The organism is Nitrospira sp., from assembly GCA_030692565.1.
GTDB lineage: Bacteria > Nitrospirota > Nitrospiria > Nitrospirales > Nitrospiraceae > Nitrospira_D.
The window spans coordinates 178,691-199,715 of sequence record JAUYAO010000057.1 but is presented as its reverse complement, the minus strand read 5'-3'; the positions used below and the strand labels follow the sequence as shown (position 1 = coordinate 199,715).

The 21,025-nt window shown below is 58.1% G+C and carries 25 protein-coding genes and 1 pseudogene; 13 read left to right on the top strand and 13 right to left on the bottom strand.

Features of this window, described 5'->3' with window-relative positions; all coding sequences use genetic code 11:
• Window positions 1-287: 287 nt before the first annotated feature.
• The 5 genes from Q8N04_16610 (at window position 288) to Q8N04_16590 (ending at window position 4,320) form a co-directional block, all read left to right on the top strand.
• Window positions 288-944: a riboflavin synthase gene (locus Q8N04_16610; protein MDP3092296.1), complete on the top strand. Its 657-nt coding sequence runs from the start codon at window positions 288-290 to the stop codon at window positions 942-944.
• 139 nt (window positions 945-1,083) lie between these two features.
• Window positions 1,084-1,992, top strand: coding sequence for a PIG-L family deacetylase (locus tag Q8N04_16605; GenBank protein MDP3092295.1), 909 nt, complete (start codon window positions 1,084-1,086; stop codon window positions 1,990-1,992).
• A 207-nt stretch (window positions 1,993-2,199) separates the two neighbouring features.
• Window positions 2,200-2,517, top strand: coding sequence for a hypothetical protein (locus Q8N04_16600; protein MDP3092294.1), 318 nt, complete (start codon window positions 2,200-2,202; stop codon window positions 2,515-2,517).
• 242 nt (window positions 2,518-2,759) lie between these two features.
• Window positions 2,760-3,065 (top strand): hypothetical protein, encoded by a 306-nt coding sequence (locus Q8N04_16595; protein ID MDP3092293.1) that lies wholly within the window; start codon window positions 2,760-2,762, stop codon window positions 3,063-3,065.
• Window positions 3,066-3,168: 103 nt separating this feature from the next.
• Window positions 3,169-4,320, top strand: a complete 1,152-nt coding sequence (locus Q8N04_16590) for an FAD-dependent monooxygenase (protein ID MDP3092292.1) — start codon at window positions 3,169-3,171, stop codon at window positions 4,318-4,320.
• A 200-nt stretch (window positions 4,321-4,520) separates the two neighbouring features.
• Here the strand turns inward: Q8N04_16590 and Q8N04_16585 are convergent, their stop codons facing one another.
• From Q8N04_16585 to acs, 5 genes are all read right to left on the bottom strand, one after another.
• On the bottom strand, window positions 4,521-4,775 hold the full coding sequence (locus tag Q8N04_16585; GenBank protein MDP3092291.1) for an IPT/TIG domain-containing protein: 255 nt from the start codon (window positions 4,773-4,775) through the stop codon (window positions 4,521-4,523).
• Between the two features lie 21 nt (window positions 4,776-4,796).
• Entirely contained in the window at window positions 4,797-4,991 is a 195-nt protein-coding gene (locus Q8N04_16580; GenBank protein MDP3092290.1) for a hypothetical protein, read from the bottom strand.
• 284 nt (window positions 4,992-5,275) lie between these two features.
• Window positions 5,276-5,515, bottom strand: a complete 240-nt coding sequence (locus Q8N04_16575; protein MDP3092289.1) for a type II toxin-antitoxin system HicA family toxin — start codon at window positions 5,513-5,515, stop codon at window positions 5,276-5,278.
• Complete coding sequence (locus Q8N04_16570; protein MDP3092288.1) at window positions 5,508-5,744, bottom strand: type II toxin-antitoxin system HicB family antitoxin; 237 nt, start codon at window positions 5,742-5,744, stop codon at window positions 5,508-5,510. Before Q8N04_16570 ends, Q8N04_16575 begins: the two co-directional genes overlap by 8 nt.
• Window positions 5,745-6,034: 290 nt before the next feature.
• Window positions 6,035-7,924 (bottom strand): acetate--CoA ligase, encoded by a 1,890-nt coding sequence (gene acs, locus Q8N04_16565; GenBank protein ID MDP3092287.1) that lies wholly within the window; start codon window positions 7,922-7,924, stop codon window positions 6,035-6,037.
• A gap of 250 nt (window positions 7,925-8,174) precedes the next feature.
• Between acs and Q8N04_16560 the strand changes: the two genes are divergently transcribed.
• Window positions 8,175-9,515, top strand: a complete 1,341-nt coding sequence (locus tag Q8N04_16560) for a caspase family protein (protein ID MDP3092286.1) — start codon at window positions 8,175-8,177, stop codon at window positions 9,513-9,515.
• Here the strand turns inward: Q8N04_16560 and Q8N04_16555 are convergent.
• On the bottom strand, window positions 9,512-9,682 hold the full coding sequence (locus Q8N04_16555; GenBank protein MDP3092285.1) for a hypothetical protein: 171 nt from the start codon (window positions 9,680-9,682) through the stop codon (window positions 9,512-9,514). The genes Q8N04_16560 and Q8N04_16555 overlap by 4 nt on opposite strands.
• Before the next feature lie 176 nt (window positions 9,683-9,858).
• Here Q8N04_16555 and Q8N04_16550 point away from each other — a divergent pair, with 176 nt between their 5' ends.
• From Q8N04_16550 to Q8N04_16525, 6 genes are read left to right on the top strand one after another with little or no spacing between them, the layout of a single operon-like run.
• On the top strand, window positions 9,859-10,425 hold the full coding sequence (locus tag Q8N04_16550; protein MDP3092284.1) for a hypothetical protein: 567 nt from the start codon (window positions 9,859-9,861) through the stop codon (window positions 10,423-10,425).
• Window positions 10,426-10,479: 54 nt separating this feature from the next.
• Window positions 10,480-11,088 (top strand): penicillin-binding protein activator LpoB, encoded by a 609-nt coding sequence (locus Q8N04_16545; protein ID MDP3092283.1) that lies wholly within the window; start codon window positions 10,480-10,482, stop codon window positions 11,086-11,088.
• 50 nt (window positions 11,089-11,138) lie between these two features.
• Complete coding sequence (locus Q8N04_16540) at window positions 11,139-12,593, top strand: hypothetical protein (GenBank protein MDP3092282.1); 1,455 nt, start codon at window positions 11,139-11,141, stop codon at window positions 12,591-12,593.
• Window positions 12,590-13,735, top strand: a complete 1,146-nt coding sequence (locus Q8N04_16535) for an LPP20 family lipoprotein (GenBank protein MDP3092281.1) — start codon at window positions 12,590-12,592, stop codon at window positions 13,733-13,735. The genes Q8N04_16540 and Q8N04_16535 overlap by 4 nt, the downstream gene beginning before the upstream one ends.
• A gap of 19 nt (window positions 13,736-13,754) precedes the next feature.
• Entirely contained in the window at window positions 13,755-14,024 is a 270-nt protein-coding gene (locus Q8N04_16530; protein MDP3092280.1) for a hypothetical protein, read from the top strand.
• Window positions 14,025-14,028: 4 nt separating this feature from the next.
• Window positions 14,029-14,472 carry a type II toxin-antitoxin system VapC family toxin gene (locus Q8N04_16525; GenBank protein ID MDP3092279.1) on the top strand — a complete coding sequence of 148 codons (444 nt, stop codon included), beginning with the start codon at window positions 14,029-14,031 and terminating at the stop codon, window positions 14,470-14,472.
• 24 nt (window positions 14,473-14,496) lie between these two features.
• On the opposite strand, the gene Q8N04_16520 is transcribed toward Q8N04_16525, so the two are convergent.
• Window positions 14,497-15,006, bottom strand: coding sequence for a hypothetical protein (locus Q8N04_16520; GenBank protein MDP3092278.1), 510 nt, complete (start codon window positions 15,004-15,006; stop codon window positions 14,497-14,499).
• Window positions 15,007-15,166: 160 nt separating this feature from the next.
• On the opposite strand from Q8N04_16520, the gene Q8N04_16515 reads away from it, so the two are divergent.
• Complete coding sequence (locus tag Q8N04_16515; protein MDP3092277.1) at window positions 15,167-15,361, top strand: hypothetical protein; 195 nt, start codon at window positions 15,167-15,169, stop codon at window positions 15,359-15,361.
• A 34-nt stretch (window positions 15,362-15,395) separates the two neighbouring features.
• On the opposite strand, the gene Q8N04_16510 is transcribed toward Q8N04_16515, so the two are convergent.
• The 6 genes and pseudogenes from Q8N04_16510 to Q8N04_16485 form a co-directional block, all read right to left on the bottom strand.
• Window positions 15,396-16,232: an HAD-IIB family hydrolase gene (locus Q8N04_16510; GenBank protein MDP3092276.1), complete on the bottom strand. Its 837-nt coding sequence runs from the start codon at window positions 16,230-16,232 to the stop codon at window positions 15,396-15,398.
• A 7-nt stretch (window positions 16,233-16,239) separates the two neighbouring features.
• Entirely contained in the window at window positions 16,240-16,947 is a 708-nt protein-coding gene (locus tag Q8N04_16505) for a mechanosensitive ion channel (protein MDP3092275.1), read from the bottom strand.
• Between the two features lie 40 nt (window positions 16,948-16,987).
• Entirely contained in the window at window positions 16,988-18,259 is a 1,272-nt protein-coding gene (locus Q8N04_16500) for a glycosyltransferase (protein ID MDP3092274.1), read from the bottom strand.
• 12 nt (window positions 18,260-18,271) lie between these two features.
• Window positions 18,272-19,540 carry a glycosyl transferase gene (locus Q8N04_16495; protein MDP3092273.1) on the bottom strand — a complete coding sequence of 423 codons (1,269 nt, stop codon included), beginning with the start codon at window positions 19,538-19,540 and terminating at the stop codon, window positions 18,272-18,274.
• 533 nt (window positions 19,541-20,073) lie between these two features.
• A complete protein-coding gene (locus Q8N04_16490) occupies window positions 20,074-20,232 on the bottom strand; it encodes an SMR family transporter (GenBank protein ID MDP3092272.1) in 159 nt (52 codons plus the stop codon).
• 323 nt (window positions 20,233-20,555) lie between these two features.
• Window positions 20,556-20,999 (bottom strand): annotated as a pseudogene (locus tag Q8N04_16485) (calcium:proton antiporter).
• Window positions 21,000-21,025 lie beyond the last annotated feature (26 nt).

Here is a 21,025-nt window from a genome sequence, read left to right as displayed (position 1 = left end):
GTGAGTAAAGATCGACCGTAGGCTCTTGTGATTCCCCTCCTTCGTAAGGAGGGGTGAGGGGAGGTCGAAGATCGGGTGTTCCAACGAGCAAGTGTGGCCGGCATCAATGCGTGACGGTTGGGTGAAGCTCTACCCCACCTGGCCTCCCCTTACAAAGGGGAGGGAGCAACAAAAGAATATGTGCCACGACATGATGAAGAACCAGAGACTCCCTCCAGTCGAATTCAAGAAGATCCATAAATAAGCCGGTGCTATAATGCCGACGGCTGATTACTGAGGGCTTGTATATGTTCACCGGCATTGTCGAAGAAATGGGCGCAGTGATTTCGCTGGAGAAGACGCTGGCCGGGACGAGGATGACGCTGCTGGCCTCGACCGTCATGAGCGATCTCAAGATCGGCGACAGTGTGAGTGTGAACGGGATCTGCCTGACGGCGATTTCCAAAAGCGAGAGCAATTTTACGGTGGAAGTGTCTCCCGAGACACTTTCAGTGACGACGCTGGGCCTGCTCACGGCAGGAACACCGGTGAATCTTGAACGGGCCATGAAGCTGAGCGAGCGCATCGGCGGGCATCTGGTCGCGGGGCATGTCGATGGCGTCGGGACGATTCGCAGCCGGCAGCAGGACGGGAATGCCGTCATCTTCACCATTGAAGCGCCGCAAGACATTCTGCGTTACTGCGTCGTCAAGGGCTCGATCACCGTCGATGGCATCAGCCTCACGATCAACGATGTGACGAATCATGGATTCTCCATCGCCATCATTCCGCATACCGCCAAAGTCACAACGTTGGGCCTCAAACAGGTCAACGATCCCGTCAACCTCGAATCCGACCTCATCGGCAAATACGTCGAACGCCTCCTCCAGGAGCGGGGGCAAGTCGCGCCGAAACCGACCCCCGTGATCGATAAAGACTATCTTCAGAAGCGGGGGCTCATCTAGAGACTGACGGCGAACGCGGGCGACGGGAAGATCTAGTGTGGCATCTAGAGGGACGTTCCACTTCGGCCACACATAGGTTCCGGGCTGGTTGCGATCATCGCCCTACACTACGAGGGGGCGATCCATTCGCGGAGGTGCTATGGAGGCAGGTCTTCGAATCGGCGGCAGTCTGCTGATCCTTTCGATGCTGGCCGGAACGGCCGGATGTCAAGCCCTTACCCGTACGGAAGGGTTCGGAGACCTCTTTGTCGTCGCGCATGAGGACGATGACCTCCTTTTTATGAATCCCGATATTCAGCGTTCGATCGCACGGGGGCATCGGGTGCAGACGGTGTATCTGACTGCGGGCGATGGGTGTCGATCAGAGCAGTATTGGCGCGCGCAGCGTGAAGCAGGGGTCAGAGCTGCGTATGCGCAGATGGCCGGCGTCGAGGATCGGTGGGTCGACGTTGCCGTCAGGCCAAAGGAAGTGCGGCTACTGCAGCGGCCGCAAGTCAGCCTCGTATTTTTTCGCCTGCCGTCGCCGGCGAGGGAGGATGGGACGAGCTGTCCGCACGGTGCGACACTGGAGAAGCTGTGGACCAGGAGCATCGCCGAACTGTCACCTTTGGACGATCCCCGTGTGACCTACACGAAACATGGACTGGTCGATGAACTGACGAAGGTGCTGAGAATATTTCGGCCGGACCGAGTGAATGCCCTGGATGGAACGGGCCGGAACCCAGTGCCCTGCAAGCCTGGAAATCCGGCGGTCTGTCGCGTTTATTATCCCGCAACCGGCCGGGCGTATCTGTCGGATCATTCCGATCATTACTACTCGGCCTTGTTTGCGCGAGAGGCTCATTCGGCCTATCAACGGCCGCATCAGTTCCAAAGCTATCGGGGATATAACAGCGCACTTGAGCCGCCTAATATCTCAGACTCAGCTTTCTTGGAGAAGGAGCGGGTGTTTCAGACCTATGCAGAGCATGATGACCGGATCGATGATCATCCCCCGTTCGACGATTTCTATCACCTCTGGTTGCTGCGGCAGTACGAAGCCCGCTAGGTGAGATGTGAGCGTATTCAGCGGATGGTGTTTGCTCATCCGCATAAGAACCCGTTCTAAGTGGCCGATAGGGCGTAGCTCATTGAGGTGACAATGGTAATGTCGTTATTTTCAGAAAAGCCGATGGCGTGTTTTACGGACAGAAATAGGTAGACCCGGTTCTTATGTGGATCCGCCTAAACATTGTTAGGCCCACATGGAGAAGTTGTGGACTCTCAAATTATTTCTGGATTATTCGCTCTTGCTGGCGCGTTACTTGGCGGCTTAATCAGCTATGCAACCACGCGCATTGATAGGCGGTGGGGCCGTGCGGAACGCCAAATTGCTCAGCTATGTGACCAAGTTTCTGCATACCACCAGCTTGAAAAACTCTACAAAGAAGAATTGGTACGCCTAGACCCCACTGGCCGGAGCGCAAAGACCATACTGGAGGATATGCGTGCTCTCGTCGCACAATCCGGTGATTTTGAGCACCCAGAAATGACCTCGCTGAGCGTTGCGAAAATACGCCGTGAGTGGGCCTAACAATTCGTTCAAGCCGACCCCGCATCGTGGCGTCGGCCATGTGCCTGCGTTACGTTAGCACGCGTCCGCCACCCCGCTGCGGGGCGGCTTAACTCAGGCGTTCGGCCGCACAAAAAATGGTCCATACCGCTAACCCATTTCTAATTGCTGGTGCCGCGCTTAGTGCCTTGGCTGCCTTATTGCATCTAGGCTGCATCGCATTCGGGACACCCTGGTATCGGTTTCTTGGTGCTGGAGAGCAAATGGCGCAAATGGCATCAACCGGTCATTGGTATCCCACCGTTGTCGCACTCATCATTGCGGCTGTCCTATCGGTCTGGTCGCTATTTGCGCTTTCAGGCGCCGGCGTAATCCGCAAACTCCCCCTCGTGCGGTTGGCTCTTTGCGCAATCACGGGCCTCTACTTATTGCGAGCGCTAGCTATTCCAGCACTCATCCCCTATTCCCCCGGCAACAGCACGGCATTCTGGTTTTGGAGTTCAGCCATTTGCTTCGTCTTCGGCGTTGTGCATTTCATCGGGCTTCGTCAAGTTTGGGAGCGGCTGTGAGCGCAGTGCCGCCCAACAACGCGTTGTACCGGAACAACCCACCTCCGCTTCGTTGCGGAGGTTTCCCTGGTGAACGTAGGTCGTGAGGCGAACACAAGAGGAGATGACGACCGTGAGAGGGATCATCATCGGAGCTGGGATCGGCGGCCTGTCCGCAGCGATCGCCATGCAGATGCGACACATCCAGGTAAGAGTATTTGAAGCTGCGACAAGCTTGCATTCAATTGGCGCTGGAATTCTGCTCCCACCGAATGCCATGACCATTCTCGACAGATACCACCTCGCGCAACACGTGCGGGATCGCGGCTGCTCTATTGAATCGCTGGTTATTCTGGACTCAGCAGGGACGCGTATTTCAACCACACCGGCGCACTATTCGAACAACGGACAGATGTATCACACCACCGCAATCCAGAGAGGAGCGTTGCAACAGATTCTCTTGAAGGCGCTGGCCCCTGACACCGTCGTGACCAAGAAACACTGCGTCGCGGTGGACACGGGCATAGACGGCGCGACGGCGACATTTCGAGACGGCACACAGGGCTGCGGTGAATTTCTGGTGGGCGCGGATGGTCTTCATTCGAGAGTGCGTGAATCCATCTTTCCGGGTAGGCCATTGCGGTACTCCGGACAAACGTGCTGGAGAGGAGTGTCACACATCGCACTGCAGCACACGTGGCGGAGGCAGCTCACTGAGGTGTGGGGTGCGGGCCTGCGATTTGGCTTTGTGCCCATTGCGGAGGCGCAGGTCTATTGGTATGCCACCAAGCAAGCAGCAGCGGGCGGACGGGACGATCCCTCGACGATTCAACAACAGATGTGTGATCTCTATGGGGAGTTTGTAGACCCAATCGGGGACATTCTTGTTCACACGAATCCATCCTCAATCATTCGTGATGACCTCAGCGACCTGGCGCCCTTACCGTCGTGGTTTGCCAACTCCGTGGTGTTGATGGGGGATGCCGCGCACGCCACCACCCCGAACCTTGGCCAGGGCGGGGCGCAGGCGATCGAAGATTCCTGGGTACTGGCAGAGACACTGGCCATGTGCGACACAGTACAGAAGGCCTTCGCGCGCTTTCAGGCCTCGCGTATTGCCAAAGTCCAAAAGATTGTGAAGGTCTCATGGCACATCGGACAAGCCACAAACCTCTCCAACACGATGGCCTGTACACTCCGGAATACGCTTCTTCGCTGCGTCCCACCGTGGATCGCGAAACACCAGGCTCGTTCACTCTACGAGGTTTCTTATTGAATGGGGGTGCGAAATAGCGTCTGCGGGAGGACAACGGGGACATACTGCATAATTTGGGTGTAAGCTTGGACGGATGTGCCAGTCGAACCACCCATCGAGATCGAATATAAGGTTTGTGAGGAAGGCGAGGACTTGAGCGTAATCTCGTGCCCTGTTCTCAACCTTGTGCCCGGTTAAGAACGGGGAGCCAACCTCAACGCTTATTTCACCAAAAACGTTTTTGAGACTTCGCCCGATGCGGTCGTGACGGTGAGCATCGCCAAGCCTTTGCGTCCGCCGCTGGGGACGGTTGCGGAGATCTTGCTGTCGCTCTCGATTTTGAACGTCGCGGCGTGACCCGGTCCGAAAGAAATACTGCGCAGGCAGTCGCTGTTTCCGAAGTTCATTCCCGTAATCGTCACTTTGTCGCCGGCCTTGCTCTCATCCGGACTGACTTTGTTGATGTTGGGCGCCATGCCGAAACAGGCCGTGGCTTTTCAGGCGGTTTCGGCGCTCTGATACTTCGTGCTGGTGGCGGTCACCTTTTTCGCTGCCGGCTTGGCGGCAGCTGAGGGCTTGGGTTTGGCGGTCGCTTTTTCAGGTTCTGCTGAATAGCTTGGCCCGCTGAGGGCGATCCCCAGACTCAGTACAGCAAATAGAAACACTCCTCCCATTAGGCTTCGATTTCGCATGACGGTCTCCTCGTGTATGAGAGCTCACCGGGGGTGAGCCATCGGTGTGCGGGGTGGACTGCAGCCGCGCTTATGGCGGCGGATCGGAACGGCTTGTCGTTTAGCAGGATGCTGGAAGCAAGAAAATGTACCGGGAGTTTTTTCTTGGGCCAGGCTTTCTCCGGATGCGTTTGGTGACCGAGGCGGGCTCATTCTTTCTTCAACTTCCGAGTCACCTATCTCGCCGCGGAGGGATCATGCTGTCGGCACAGTGCTCTCTACCTACTGCCAGACCGGATGAGTTTCTAAGAATAGAAGTGGGGGGCGAGGTCTTGTTCGGGAATGAATCGACTGGCTTGGCGAACAATGGCGCGCAGCGTGCCGGAATCGAGTTCGGTATGGAGAGGGACGGTGAGGACTTGCCGCCCCTCTGTCCTGGCACGAACCAACTTGACGTGGCTGCCTCGCTGAGAGACTTGCTGGAAGCCGAATCCTTGAAGGATTGTGACGACATCACGGCCGGCGAGTCGCCGCAATTTAGGCATGGGCGGGATCCAATTCCATGGTGAGCATCAGCGTCGGCTTCTCCCGCAAGCCAAAGTCGGCTAACTGTTCCCCCTCCAGGTGGAGGGCCGTGGCTTCTTGCAGATTCTTGACGGTTTCATCCAATGTGCGCCCTTGCGTGACCACAGCAATTTCCACACACTCGGCCACGTAGCCAGCCTCATCACCGGGGCGAATGATGGCTTTGATGGTTTGCTGTAAGTAACTCATGACGCCCTCCTGATTTCGTTCTTCTTTTTGAGAATAAGCCTGTTGCGCCTGCGACGCAAGCGAATCTCTGTGCACACATCTGCCTTGAACGAAGGCAAGGCGTGAGAGGCGGTGCGCAGGACTCGTATGGATCTAGACCGCCCTGTCTCCTATGAAGGGGGGCAAGAACCTGTTTCGGGAGTCTTTTCTTGGCGGTATTCGATACCAATACGATTGTGAATGTTGAGTGGAGGGAAAGTTAGGTGAGGCCGGTCTGCATGACCTGCCTCTGCCAATGAATAATTCCGTTCCTACTCCTCAATCGTCGAGATATCTCCTGGATCCTGTCCGAGTTCCTTAGCCTTCAGGACGCGCCGCATGATTTTTCCAGACCGGGTCTTGGGGAGTGACTGCACAATATCAATTTCAGACGGCACCCCGATCTTCCCCAGTTCTTTCATCACTTGATCTTTGATCGATTGAATCAGCGCAGGGCTTTCGATCTCGCCTTGTTTTAGAATGATGAAGGCCTTGATGGACTCGCCCACAGTCTTGTGGGGTTTGCCGATGACGGCGGCTTCGGCGACGGCGTGATGACTTACCAATGCGCTCTCGACTTCGGCGGTGCCCAGCCGGTTGCCCGCAACCTTGATCACGTCGTCGGCGCGGCCCATGAACCACATGTAGCCGTCGGCGTCTTTGTGGCAGACGTCGCCGGCGGTGTAGCAGTTCGGGATGGTGTTCCAATAGGTCTTGTAGCGCTCCGGATCTTTGTAGATGGTGCGCATCATGGAGGGCCAGGGTTTCTTGATGACGGCAAATCCGCCGGCATTGGCCGGGAGACTGTTGCCTTCACGATCCACGACATCAGCTTCAATCCCAAGGAACGGCCGCGTGGCGGATCCTGGCTTCAAGGGGACGGTCGGCAGCGGCGTAATCAGGATCGAGCCGGTTTCCGTCTGCCACCAGGTGTCCATGATGGGTTTGTCGCCGCCGGTGACGCGATGGAACCACTCCCAGGCTTCCGGATTGATCGGTTCGCCGACGCTGCCGAGGATGCGTAAGGTTGAGAGATCGTACTTCTTGGGCCAGTCTTCTCCATAGCGCATGAGTAAGCGGATCGCCGTCGGTGTCGTGTAGAAAATCGAGACGCCGTAGCGTTCGATCAAATCCCACCAGCGGCCAGGGTTCGGGTAGTCCGGTTTGCCTTCGGCGGTAAGGATCGTCGCGCCGTTCAACAGCGGGCCGTAGACGATATAACTGTGGCCGGTGACCCAGCCCGGATCGGCGACGCAGAAATACACGTCATCGTCTTTCAGGTCGAACACATATTTCGACGTGATGTAGGTGCCGACCATGTAGCCGCCATGCACATGCACGACGCCTTTGGGTTTACCGGTCGTACCGGAGGTATACAGGATATAGAGCGGATCTTCGGCGTCCAGCTTGACCGCTTCACATTCAGCGGATTCGCCTTTCAGCCATTCGTGCCAGTCAATTTCTTTGGGGGCTGCAAGCGAGACTTCCGGCTTTTGCCGGCGCACGACGACGACGCGCTCGACCGTCGGGCAGGTCTTCAACGCTTCGTCCACGACTGACTTGAGGGGAATGACTTTCCCACGGTCGTAGCCGACATCGGCAGTGATGACCAGATGAGACTCGGCGTCGTGGATGCGATTGGCCAGCGCCGGGGCGCTGAACCCGGAATAGACGACGCTGTGGATCACACCGATGCGGGCGCAAGCCAGCATGGCGACAATCTGCTCGGGAACTTTCGGGAGATAGATGGTGACGCGGTCGCCCTTCTTCAGGCCCAGCTTCTTGAGGGCGTTGGCGCAGCGGTTGACCTGGCGGTAGAGCTGCCCGTAAGTGAAGACACGCTCGGTATCGTTCTCGCCGACCCAGATGACGGCGACTTTGTTCTTCCGGCCATTTTTGACGTGCCGGTCAAGACAGTTATAGGAGATGTTGCAGGTGGCTCCCACAAACCATTTCGCGAAGGGGTAGTTCCATTCCAGTACTTTGCTCCACGGCGTAAACCAGTCGAGCTCCTTGGCGACGCCGCTCCAAAACGCCTCCGGATCGGCAATCGACTTCTTATATTCGGTGTCATAGTCCTTAATATGGGCGGCGGCTTTGGTCTTGGCGCTAGGCTGGTACGTTCGGGTTTCCTTCAGTAGTGTCTCGATCTTCTCACTCATGACGCACACACCTCCTCGGTCGATAGCCGTCCCGGCACGAATATGATGATTATGGAGAAAGGGGCCTCCCCCTGCAACCCATACATTTGTACGGGGATCTACCCTATGGCGAGTGCCTCTTTGAAATGAACGGGTTGGCCAGGCCGATTCCTTGACAGCCGTCACGGCCCGAGGGTAGGCTCAACATCAGCTGCTTATGCGAACTTTTCTTCGATCTATCACAACTATGTTCACTCGAAACTTGTGTGCCATGAGTCTTGGGCTTGGGCTCTTCTGGCTTGCCGGATTGAGCGGAGTTTCGCCGGCCTCCGCCCAGTTAGGGAAACCGGAAGGGCTCTACTATAAGTCCTGGGCGGTCGTCGTCGGGGTCGAGCACTATCTACTGGCTCCTTCGATTCCCGGAGCTTTGGCGGACGCCAAGACGGTGGCCCAGGCCTTTCGTCAGATGGGCTTCGACGAAGTGGTTGAGGTCTATGACAAGGATGCCAGCTTTCGGCATCTACAGCAGCTCTTGTCGGACATGTTGCCGCGCAAGGTCGGGCGGATGGATCGTCTGGTGCTGTTTTATGTGGGTCATTCCGGAGTGACGCAAGATGCCGATGGGAAGGATCTCGGCTACCTGGTTCCGTCGGATGCGCAGATCAATAATGTCGCCAAGTCCATTACCTTTGACCAGCTCAAGGAATTTACCCGACGCCTGGCGGCGAAGCACACCCTGCTGATTCTTGATACCGCGGTTCGGGGATGGGAAGCCACGGCACCGCAGCAGTTGTCGCTCGAAGGCCGCTTGACACCGGAGGACGACACGGAACGCCGTGCGATGCAGGTGATTACGGCCGGGGATAAGGGAGAAGTGTCCAAGCGCGTGGGGGATGCGAGTCTGTTCGTGAAATCGCTTCTGACGGGGTTGCAGGGTGCGGCGGATCTGAACAAGAACGGTTGGCTGATGGCGTCCGAGTTGGGCGCGTACCTTGAGAAGGAGCTTCCCGCCGTCACGCAGGGGCAGCAACATCCGATATCCGCCAGGCTGGACGGGGATGGCGATATCATTCTCATCGAAGGGCGCAAGGCGGCGTTTGTGCTCGGCGCGGGGCCCCAGACGCCGGCTGAACGGCAACAGGCGGCGAAGGCGCAATACGATCAGGCGTTTGCGTTGCTCCAGGAGGGGAAGCGCGTCGAGGAAGCGCTCGAACGACTGAATCGCGCGATTGAATTCAATCCCGAATTCGGCGAAGCCTATGTGCTGAAAAGTTACGTACGGTTGGAGATTCTGCCTAATCTTGACGAGGCATTGACCGCCGGCCAACTGGCCGTGAAGCACGCGCCCACGAATCCTGACTCGTACTACACGTTGGGGTTGATCTATGAAAAGCGCGGCAGTTTCCCGGAGGCCGAACAGGCGCTCTTGCAGGCGCTGAAGGTGAATGCCGGTTATCAGGATGTCTATTTTTCGCTCGGTACGCTCTATGCCGATCATCTGAAGGATCAGACAAAGTCCGTCGAGGCGTTTCGCCGCTATGTCGAGTTGGGCGGAACCGATTCCCGTGCGCGAGCGGCAGTCAGTCAGGCTGACGCTCAGAGGAAGCCCTAGTCTTTCCCCCCACCCTTGAGATAGCCCAACCCGATCTTCAGCGCGCGTCTCGTGATTTCGGCCCAGCGCACTTGCGGATATTCTGCCAGGACCGCGGCGGCCTTGGGGTCCTGAATCTCCAAACTGGCGATCTTAATAATGCCGTCTTCTATTTGAACGTCGGCCACAGTGTGTGCCTCCCCTAAAAATCGTCACCGGGTGGATTGAATAGGCGCAGTCTCGTCAACCGTTCATACGCCGTTGCGTTGACTGAAGTAAAGTCGCATGCTAGCATGATTTCACGCTAATTTTCGAAACGTTTCACGCACCACGTACTCAATTTCTCGTCATGAAGGAGGATCGCATGGCTACATCGCAAGGGCGTTTTACGAGACTGGCCGGCACCGGGCTTGCCATTGTTCTCTTGGTCGGACTTGCCGCTTGTGGTGGCCCTCCGAAGTGGGTGCAAAAGGGGTCGGGAGCTTTCAACGAGAAGGATAGCAAGGCGTTCTATGGGGTGGGAGCGGTGGTCGGTGTGCGGAACGAGCCGTTGGCCTGGGATACGGCAGAAAATCGCGCGCGCGCTGAAATAGCCAAGACCTTTGAAACGTACACCGGTTACCTGATGAGAGATTACGCCGCATCGACGACAGCCGGCGATTTCACCCGAAACACGGAAGAGCAGAATGTCGAGCGGGCGATCAAGACGGTCACGACGGCGACGCTCAGCGGCGTGCGTCCGATCGATCGATATAAAGACGAGAAGACCAATACCTATTACGTCCTTACCAAGCTGAACCTCGAAGAAATGAAGAACAACTTGGAGCAGGCGAAAGAACTCAATGCGCAGGTGCGCGATTTTGTCCGGAAGAATGCCGACAAGATGTTCGACCGGCTGGAGAAGGAAGAAGATAAGCGGTTGGCGCGATAGCCGGCCGGTTTCATTCTCTTTTTCTCGGAAGATTTTCAGCGGAGGGACGGGGTGATGGTGATGAAGTCTGGATGGCTGGCGCTGGGAGCGGTGTCGGTGTTGACTCTGGCAGGCTGCGGGCACGAAACGAAAGTCACGCGTATCGATGCCGGGGTGGTCACTGACCTGAGCGGGCGCTGGAACGATACCGACTCGCGGATGGTCGCTGAGACCATGGTGAAGGAATCGCTGAGTTACCCATGGCTCGGCAACTTCACGCAAGCGAAGCATCGCCAGCCTGTTGTGGTGGTCGGCACGATCCTGAACAGCAGCCACGAGCACATCAGTGTCCAGACGTTTGTGACCGACCTTGAGCGCGAGCTGACGAATTCGCAGAAAGTCACGTTCGTCGCCGGCAAGGGCGAGCGCGATGAACTGCGGACCGAGCGCAAAGAGCAGGCGATGTATTCCCGCGAAGATACGCAAAAAGCTCCCGGAAAAGAAATCGGTGCCGATTACATGATGAAGGGGACGATTTCGACGATCCTCGACGAAGCGGATGCGACCAAAGCCGTGTTCTATCAAGTGGATCTTCAGATGATCGATCTGGAGAGCAACGCCAAGGTTTGGTACGGGCAGAAGAAGATTAAGAAGGTCATCGAAAAGAAGCGAACCATTTTCTAGGCTCCCGGACTCTGTTGAGCCCTCTCTCCCCACGTGTTTCCCACAGTCTGTTGGCGCCGTGGCGCGCTGTCCGTTCATCCCTTCCATTCGCTGTCCTCGCCGGGCTGCTGCTGTTGACCGCGTGCGGTCCTTCCGTCAATCGCTACCTGTTGATTGAGCAGAGCCTGACTGCGGGCGATGCCAAACAGGCGGACGCGATTGTTCAACAAGCTGAAAAATCCTACGGGGACAAGAGCCGCCTGTTGTATGGCATGGATCGCGGGATGACGCTGCAATTGGCCGGCGACTACCAGCAGAGCAGCGCCGTTTTGGAGCAGGCAGAGGAGGAAGTGGAGCGGCTCTATACCAGGACCATCCGCTCCGAAGCCGCCGCCTTTCTCACCAATGACAACGCGCTGCCGTACGAAGGGGATCCCTACGAACATGTGATGATCAATGTCGTCAAGGCGCTGAACTACGCCGCGCAGGGGCAGCTTCAGGAAGCCTTGGTGGAAGCCCGCCGGATCGATCACCGGCTCAACGTGCTTTCGGATAGGGTCAAGGAGAAGGCGAGTTATCGGGAGGATGGGTTTGCCCGATATCTGACGGGCATTCTCTATGAGGCGACAGATGATGTGAATAACGCGTTCATTGCCTACCGGAAGGCCTATGATGCGTACGAAGCCAACCGGGGTTGGGCGCGCACGCCAGTCCCGGCTCAACTCCGTGCCGATCTCTTGCGGACCGCTGACGCGCTCCATTTGACGAATGAGTTTGAGGAGTATCGGCGGCTCTTCCCTGACACGGCGTGGCAGGCCAGTGCGGCGCAGCGAGACCTCGCTCAAGTGGTGTTGATCAGCTATAATGGCCGCGCCCCTCGGAAGGAGGACCGCTTTCTTGACTTGCCGATCAGTCTGGATGCCTTGCAGCTCGTGTTGTTGAATCGTGGATTCTCCCAGTCGTCGCGGCATCAGAACCGCGGGGTCGATAGCGTCCTGTATGGCCTCAATGGTCGTGTCGTGCGCGTGGCGTTGCCCCGATTGGTGACGCAGAAAACGCAGGTGCCCGTGGAGCAGCTGACGCTGGTCGGCGAGACCGGTCGGCAGGTGCGGGTCTCCTCAGAGTTGGGGCAGAACATCTCCGCGCTGGCAGATAAGAGTCTTTCCGATCGGTTGCCCGGCATTACGGTCAAGGCCTTGGCTCGTGCAGCCGTCAAGTTTGCGATGGCGGAAGGGGCCACACGCGGGGCTCAGCAAGCGGCGGGTAAAGACGCTGCGCCATGGGTGGGCCTTGTTGTGGGGCTTCTTACTAAAGGGCTCGCTGTGGCCTCGGAAGAGGCCGATAAGCGCAGTTGGCAGACGCTCCCCGATGAAATTCACATCGCTCGCGTCTGGGTCGAGCCCGGGCAGTATGCGGCGTCGGTGCAGCTGGTTGGGCGAGCAAACGGTCCGACGACGGAGAGTAGTCGGACGCTCACTCTGGTTCGGGGACAAACTGCGGTCATGATTCAACGGGTGATTCAATGAGAGGTCCGGTCAGACTCAGGCGTGATGTCATATTGCCCCTGGTCATGCTGTTCATCGGAGGCATCGCCCTCTCGGGTTGTACGTGGTTCGGGGGGAAATCGAAGCCGGCCTGGGTGGATGGCGCGACGGCTGAATTTTCTTCAAGCCAATATCTGCTGGGGCAGGGCCAGGCCACGAACAAGAGTGCGGCAACCGATCAGGCCTATGCGGCCGTGGCGAGAATTTTTAAGGCCGAGGTCGCGGCTCAGGCCAAGGACTGGGAGTCCTACCTGCTGGTCGAGAACCGCGGGAGCACCAATACAGAGCGGCGGTTGACGCTGGATCAGGTGACGAACGTCTCTACCGATAAAGTCCTTGAAAACGTGAAGATTCTCGATGCCTGGTATGACCGGCATCAGGGGATGCACTATGCCTTGGCGGGAATGCATCGCGGCCAGGGCGAAGCGGCGATGATGGACAAGATGCGGGAGCTGGATCGGACGATTGAAGCCGATCTGCTCGAAGCGAGGCAGACCACCGACAAGTTGACGAAAGTGCGAGACCTCCGGCGTGCCACAAGGAATCTGGTGATGCGCGACGCGTTCAATGCAGATCTGCGCGTCATCCGTTCCTCCGGCCAGGGAACTCCCGCCGCGTATCGTGTGAATGAATTGTCGAATGAGCTGGATCAATTCCTCTCGACGAACCTGGTGCTCGCGGTCGAAGTGACGGGGGATCATGCGGAGCCGATCCAGCGATCGCTTATGGAAGGGCTCATTCGTGAGGGATTGCATGTGACGACCCAACGAGCCGGCAGCGAATTGCTGGTGCGTGGCACCGTGCGTGTCTGGCCGATCGATGTGCGAGACCCGCAATTTAAGTATGTGCGCTGGTGCAGCGACTTCGATGTGGTGGAGTCCGCGACGCAACGCGTGGTCGGCGCGGTCTCGCGCGGCGGGAAGGAAGGGCATCTGTCCGACCGCGAAGCCACGGCGAAAGCCCTACGGGTTATCCAACAAGAATTTTCTTCAGACCTTGCCAAAGCGATCGCATCTCATGTATTTGGAGAGGCGTCATTGCCGGCCCAGGTGCCATCACCGGCCGGGTGTCCGCGAGAATCCACACCGGCGAATCCGGCGTTATCGAGCCCACGCCCATTTTAACGAGGAGGAATCCAGCACTGTGACACAGTCTACAGAGAAAGCGATGGGCCGCGCCCCACGGAGCCGCGGACGCGGGCTGACGAAGCCCGGACGGAAACTGTCGAGCCGGTTGGCGAAGCGCAAGCTGGGCGACCGGTTGAAGGACGACACCGCGTCGTTCAATCAAGGCAATCTGGCCGATACGTTGCGCAAGCAGGGGTATGAGGAAGTGCCGCTGGACGAGCTGCAGGATCGACTCTCAAAACTCCAGGGTCCCCTGGCCGCCCTGATCATGAAGGGGAGGGTGTGACAGGATGCCATACTACTATTTTGATTCCACCGCGCTCGTCAAACGCTACAGCATGGAGCGGGGTACTCGCGTCGTCAACAAGCTGATGGTCAAGCGCGGCAAAGTCGCCATTCTGCCGACCTGGACGGTTACGGACTTTTACGCCACGCTCTCCAATCGAGCTCAACAGGGAGAGATCACCCGGGACGATTGCTACTCGGTGTTGTATAAATTCGAGCTGGAATCGAAGGCCGGACTGTTCGAGTTTATTGCGCCGACCATGGGGACGTATCTGGCCACCAAAGAGTTGGTCCTGGAGTATCCCTTTCTCCGGGCTGCGCAAGTGATGCATCTGGCGTTGGCGCTGGAGTTGAAGCCGTTGCGACTGACCGTCGTGAGTGCGGACGCGCAGCTGTTGGCGGCGTCAAAGACGGCGGGCCTGCACATCATCAACCCGGAAGACGACTAAGGCCAGACCCACGGTCTCGGGGAGTTACGAACATTGGTATTCGGCAACCAGGGATACGATAACCTGGTTCCAGTTTTCCGCAGATTCCTGAAGACGCCTGGCCTCCTCCAGGAGGCGGGTGTCTTGGGGAGAAGGTTCCTTCCCCTCAGCCACGTGAGTAAGAGCGGTGTGACCGAGGGCCAGGCTGCCGCAAACTCCCGATGAGGCCGGCAATTGACCGCCGGCTCGGCGAAAGAGGGCCATGGCCCGGTAGGTATGTTCCTGTGATCTGAAGAGCGCTTCCTGGCCCTTGCGGAATGCCGTCTTCCATCCGGTCTCTCTCTTGCCGAGTTGAGCGGCGAGCAACGCGGCCCGCCCCATCATCATCGCGGCTCCATCCGCATCATCATTCCCGATCGCGTCTTCGGCTTTCGACTGGAGCCGACCCAGTTCAGCCTCGTCTCCAACCACCTGCGCGTCGCTCAGGAGAGGGGACATCGTGAGGCCGGTGAGCAAGAGCGCCGTCAACCCGCTGATTCGCAATGACTTGGCCATCGGACATTCCTCGAAGACATGGTCCTGCATTGCTACTCTACTCACGAGCGGCTATGGCTGGCAAGTTGCCACAGTCTTGAAGGGATCAGTATAATCCTCTGGCTTTGAAGGGGTCGTGGTATAGTCGGATCGTCGGCTTTTTGTCGGAAGGAGCAGCGTCGTGCACTATTGGGTGAAAGTCGTGTTTGTGGACAATCAGGAGTTGTTGATCAAGGACGCGGTCAGTCATCGGTTGTCGGAAGACCAGGAATTTATTTATCTGGAGTCGCCGCGGGAAATGATCCTGGTCCCCATCAAGCAGATCAAGTATCTCTCCTGTGATGCGGCGGTGTTTGCGTCGAAAAAATCCGCCTGACGGACACACCTATTCAGAGAGGGTCGCGCGGCTGCTAGGCTGCGAGCCGTAGCAGATTCAGAATCGCGTGATTCCACCCGACGGGTCCGATGCCAGGGGCATGGATCAGTTGGGGGACATGGATGTCGTGGTCGTACGATCCGTCCGGCTTCTGCACCAGCACCGGGAGATCCACCGCGAGCAGGAGGGGGAGATCGTTCAGGCTATCCCCGATCCCTACTGTTTCAACCTCGCCCGGTGGTCCATCGAGATTCCATTGCCGTTTATAGCAATGAAGCAGCCTCAAGGCGGCTTGCCCCTTGTTGTTCAGTCCGGTCAGATGAAAGAAGCGCCCGCCCTTCGTCCATTGTAATCCTCGCGTGATGATCTGACGGCAGACCTCGGTGACCAGCGTGGCGGGGCCCTGTACCAGGTAGGGCTCATCGTACTCGCGTATCTTGGCCCGTAGTGCAGCTTCCCTGGGTAGTCCGGTCAGCTCCATAATCTCATCGATCGAAAGATCCCCGAATCCTATCAACGGCGTACCGACGGCTTCCTCAATCTGCTTGAGTACATCGCGTAACAGGGCGTAGGGCGTTCCAAACTCGATGACGTGATAGGTAGACCGTCGTCGGGCGCGGTCCAGAGGGAAATCAAAGGTGCCGAGAGGCACGAACACGGCGCCGCCGTTTTCGACGATGAACGGACCCTGGTGATTCAGTTGCTGGCGAAGCGGCTCGATCTCCGCCCGCGTCTTACTGGAAACCAGAACCACGGGAATGTGGTTCGCCTGGAGTCGTTCGAGGGCCGGTCGAGCTGCGTCGAACGAATAGGTCCGGCTGTCGAGCAGACATCCGTCCAGATCGGTGAAGACAAGATAGCGAGGACGCATGGGGGCCTCAATGGTGGTGAACATCGTTATGAGTCGGTCCGTGCAACGGAGCAGCCAGCCGACGCTCAAGAAATGACCGTGCGAGGTCCTTGCCTCCCAATCCGAACGCCAGTGCGGCGGCAAGGACAATGCCGCCCCAGGTAATGCCGAATCCGACGGCCACGATGTGTTCCGCGATGCCCAGTTGCTCAAGAGCCATGGCGACGCTGAGCAATTGGATCGCCCAGCGGGCCGCCGAGGCAATCAGGCGGGCCGGCGGGAGGCCGGCATTGACCGCAGCGATCAGGACTCCTTGGGCGACGAAGTTGGCGATCAGGTAGCCCGCAATTCCGATCAGCGTGGCGATGACGAGATGTGGGATATAGGCGACGGTGGCATGGGTCAATCGGCTGACGGAGTCGATGTGCAAGGCTTCAAGCGAGGCGATCGACGCGAAGAGCAGAACGAGCCAGTGGATCGTTCGTCCGATGAGATGGGAGGGGGCCGATTTAATCCCGCCGCGCAGGAACGTGGAAGTCAGGCCCAGCCGATCGCTTACTCGGTCGAGTCCGATCACCCGGAGAAACCGTTCGACCGCGTGGCCGACGAACCAGGCGGTGCCGACGCCTGCCAGCAGCAGCAGGCTCATGGCCAACACATTGGGGACGATCGCCAGCGTTTGCCGGCCGAGGACGGTCACGGGTTCCAGTAACGTCTCGATCCACTGTGATGTCATGATATCCTCCTTTACTCCCCATGCCGGGGGTAGCCGCTGCTCACGGCCACCGTGTCACGAGATATTCTTTGTGGGCCTCGAAGGCCCGGCACAGGGATTCAACATGATGTTCCGCCTCGCGGGTGGTCAGCCCCTGTGTCTGCAGAACGAACGAGGCGGTTCGGCCGAGATACAACGGTGTGAGCGCTTTCAGGAGGTGGTCTTTCGGAAGTACTCCGGCGTGATAGGACAGGGCCGTGTCATAGATCACCTGGACCCAGAGGGCATCCGGCATCCGGAAGGCCGTTGGAGCAACTCCCTGCAAAGAGTTGAGTCGGGCGAGGCTGTCCTCCGACAACATGCGACTCCAGATGGGCTGCAGGTCCTGCAGCCCCTGCTGAAACACCTCCAGCATTCGCTCGACGTTCACATGGATCGGTTCCACGCCCGTTTCGTATTGAAATCCGAAGAGCGGCACGGGCTCGGAGTCTCTCACGGGGATCCATGTGGCGGGATGGGTCTCCATCAGGCTGAACAGGGCGCCGGTGACTTGCGCCAGCATGTCGGAAAGATCGGCTGCCGGGTCTTTGGGATTGTGAATTTTCGCGCCCAGAAAGCTTTGGCAGACCCGCGCGCCACTGGTCAGCGCCTCCGTGGTCATCCAGATATCGATACCGAAGCGGGCCACCTCAGACTCCCAGACGTGTTTGTTCAGGTAATGCCTGGCCAGGTCGCCGGAAAATCCGAAGTCACCTCCGATGGGTTGGCGAACCTGATAGCCGTACAGCGCGCGGGTCAATGGATAGGCAATACTGTTGGTAATCGTTCCGTCGTACTTATGGCGTTGATAGAAAGGCGCGACGTAGTCGAAGCCTTCCTGCACGATGGGGCGAAGGAGCAGTTCCACCCACTCGGGTGTGATGCTGCGAAGGTCCGAATCCACCACTGCGCAGGCCTGGACGTTCAGGCGTTTGGCGATCTCGAAAATCGTGCGGAACGCGCTCCCCTTGCCGGGTATTCCATGGTAGGGCGTGACGATGCGATGGAGGGGGCTCTGCCGGTCGCCGATGAACAGCACACCAAAATCGACCAAGGTGTCGGCGACAATTAAGGGGGTTCCGTCAGTGGATCCTCCGTCGGCGTTCACCAGGACGGCCCGACGGTCCGGAAAGTATTTAGCGAGGCCGGCCCGTATGGCCCGAATAACATGGCCGATCGTGTCGGCGTTGTTGTAGCTCGGAACCCCGACGAGCAGGTCTGCCGTGCCGATCTGCTCGACCGTGACTTCGGTCTGGGCGGCCAAGGGAGTGATGGTCGAATGCAGCATGGGCATCACGCGAGCGTGCTACGAGACTCTTGTGAGCGGGGTGTGATGGTCGCCATGGGCCAGCTCGCCGGCCGGTTCCCACTCATGGTCACTCTCGACCGCCTCGATCAGGAGCCCGAAGACATCGGGGACCGCGGCCACCACGCGGCTCCAGTTGGAGATCATGGGGACACCGAGCGGATCTTCGATGAAACTCTGAGTAGCGAGCTTCATGCCTTTCAGAAATACTTCGACGGCGGTGCGTTCCTGGTGGCGATCGAACTGGAGGGAGTTGATCATCGCGTCGTTTTCGTAGCGGCTGATCGCATCCTGCGCGGCTTGAAGGTAGGTGGCTCTGAGGGTTTTCAGCAGGCCGTCGGAGAGAATGACGCCGTCGCTGGCCAAATTTCTGAAGAGGGCCTTGGTAATGTCGGCCGACATTTTTAACAGCCCGGCATCAGGATTATCCGCCGAGAGTTCCTGGTGCTTATGCTCGTAGGCGTCGGCGATGTCGACCTGGCAGACGCGGCGGAGCGCGCAGTTGCGGTACACCTCGGCGAGAACACCCACTTCGAGGCCCCAATCTCCCGGAATGCGGTTGATCCAGGCGAGATCGCTGACCATGGCGAATTCCCCGGCAAGCGGATAGCGGAAGCTATCAAGAAAAGTCAGGAGGGGATGTGTGCCGACCAGCTGCTGGAGGCTGCGGAGGAGCGGAGTCATGAAGAGCCGGGTCACGCGGCCATGCAGCCGGTCGGTAATGCGGCTGTAGTAGCCTTTGGCGAATTCGTATCCAAGATTGGGGTTGGCGATGGGATAGCAGAGCCGGGCGAGGTACTGCCGGTCATAGCTCACAATATCGCAATCGTGCAGGGCGAGCACTTTGCTTTGGTGGCGGGCGAGTACATATCCGAAGGCGGTCCAGCAGCCGCGACCTTTGCCGGCCAGGCCGACATCGATGGCATTGTCGGTCAGGCGCTTCAAGATCTGCTGAATGCGGCTTCCGTCGTTCCAGATTACCCGGACGCGCTGCGGGAGAATCGAGAAGTATTCTTTGGCCAAGCGGAACTCCAGCGCCGAAGCCCGGTCCAGAGAGATGACGATCTCGTTCACATAACGCACCTCGGTCAGCGTCTCGACAATCTTCCTGAGCGCCGGTCGCTGGAGCTCTGAGTAGAGGGAAGGGAGGACCAGGGCAATCGGATTCGTCGATGCGTGCCGCTGAAGTTCCGCCTCCAGTTGTTCGAGGTTCGGCCGTCCGAGGCGGTGGAGCACGGTCACAACGCCGTTTTGATGGAAGTCTGACATACGGTTCCTCCCTGTACGTCTTGGGCGAGCAAGTGGGGTGGAACGGGGAAAGCTCTTGATCGCCTTCTTAACTAAGAAGCAACGCCTGTGCCGCTCTGGTTCCCTAACTAGTGAAGTAACCACCGGGTGATACTAATGCCTTGATCTCCTAGAGATATTACTGAGAAAAGTTCTCCTCGCCGGGTGAAACTAAGGGGTGATTTCTGTATGGCCAGTGAAGAGTTGACGGTGAAGTCCTTCACCTCAGTCAACCTCTATGAGAATGATGCCTTCACGGAGCCCGGTACACCGTCTTCCGTGAGGCAGGCCACAGTCTTGCTTTGAGGCGTCGCGACTCCTCTGTTACGAGGCAACCGGCACCTCAGTGCGGAAGTATTCGCTACAGGATAACAGTCAGGGGTGCGGTGGTGAACTAGGTGAATCCCGAGGCTAGGAAAAAGAGTGCCCTGGCTTGGACGGCGATGGGTACGGCAGCCGGGACTTGTCGGCGTTTGATGAGCCTGTGGTGAGTGATGGGCGATGTGGAGGGCCGATTACGCGCTCAACTTGAGTCCCATCATGCCCAGCACAATCAGCGCAAGCGACAGGAGTCGTAGCGGTGCGACTGATTCCCCCCAAATGACCATGCCGAGAAGCGCGGTTCCCACCGCTCCGATCCCGGTCCATACGGCATAGCCCGTGCCGACAGGAATGGTCCGCAGTGCCTGAGAAAGAAAATAGAAGCTGGCGATGCGGCACGCACCGCGCTCATCGACTCAGGAGACAACACCAGCACAGATACGAGCACCCCGGCCAAGGCCGCGGGAGCGTGTAATTCATGGATGGCGTGGGTAATAGGGACCGCAATCTGTCCGGCCAGAATGACGACAGGCAGTAGATGCGCTACCAGCAACAGCATCAGGTGTAACCCCGAGCGGTCTTGGTCGTCGGACGAGCATTTGAAGTAGGGGGCTTCCGTCGGTTCGAGCGAAGCCGGCGCCATAAAGTAATTCCGATGGCGGGAAATCTGCATGGCGAGAAAAACCGCATAGAGTCCGATCGACATGATGATCAAAAAGGTCGATTGGCGAGGCGATAACGTCGGACCCGGAGAAGACATCGTAAAATTTGGCAGGACCAGGCCAAGCACGGCCAGGGGGATAATCACCGCTAGGAAGGCGTTCGCTCCTTGCAGATTGTACGTCTGTTCGTGATACCGCAGTCCTCCCAGCAGGAGGGAAAAGCCGATCATTCCATTGAGGGTGATCATCACGACGGCGAACATCGCATCCCGCGCGAGCGATGGGTTGCCTTTGCCGGTCAGCATGACGGCGCTGATCATCATAACTTCAATCCCGGTGACAGCCAGCGTCAGAATGAGCGTTCCCCCCGGTTCCCCCAGTTTCGTCGCTAGGCTTTCGGCATGGCGGACGACGGCAAAAGCCGACAGCAGGATGACGGTGAAGAGCCACACGAACATGAGTGCAAACCACGTCTGGTGCGAAA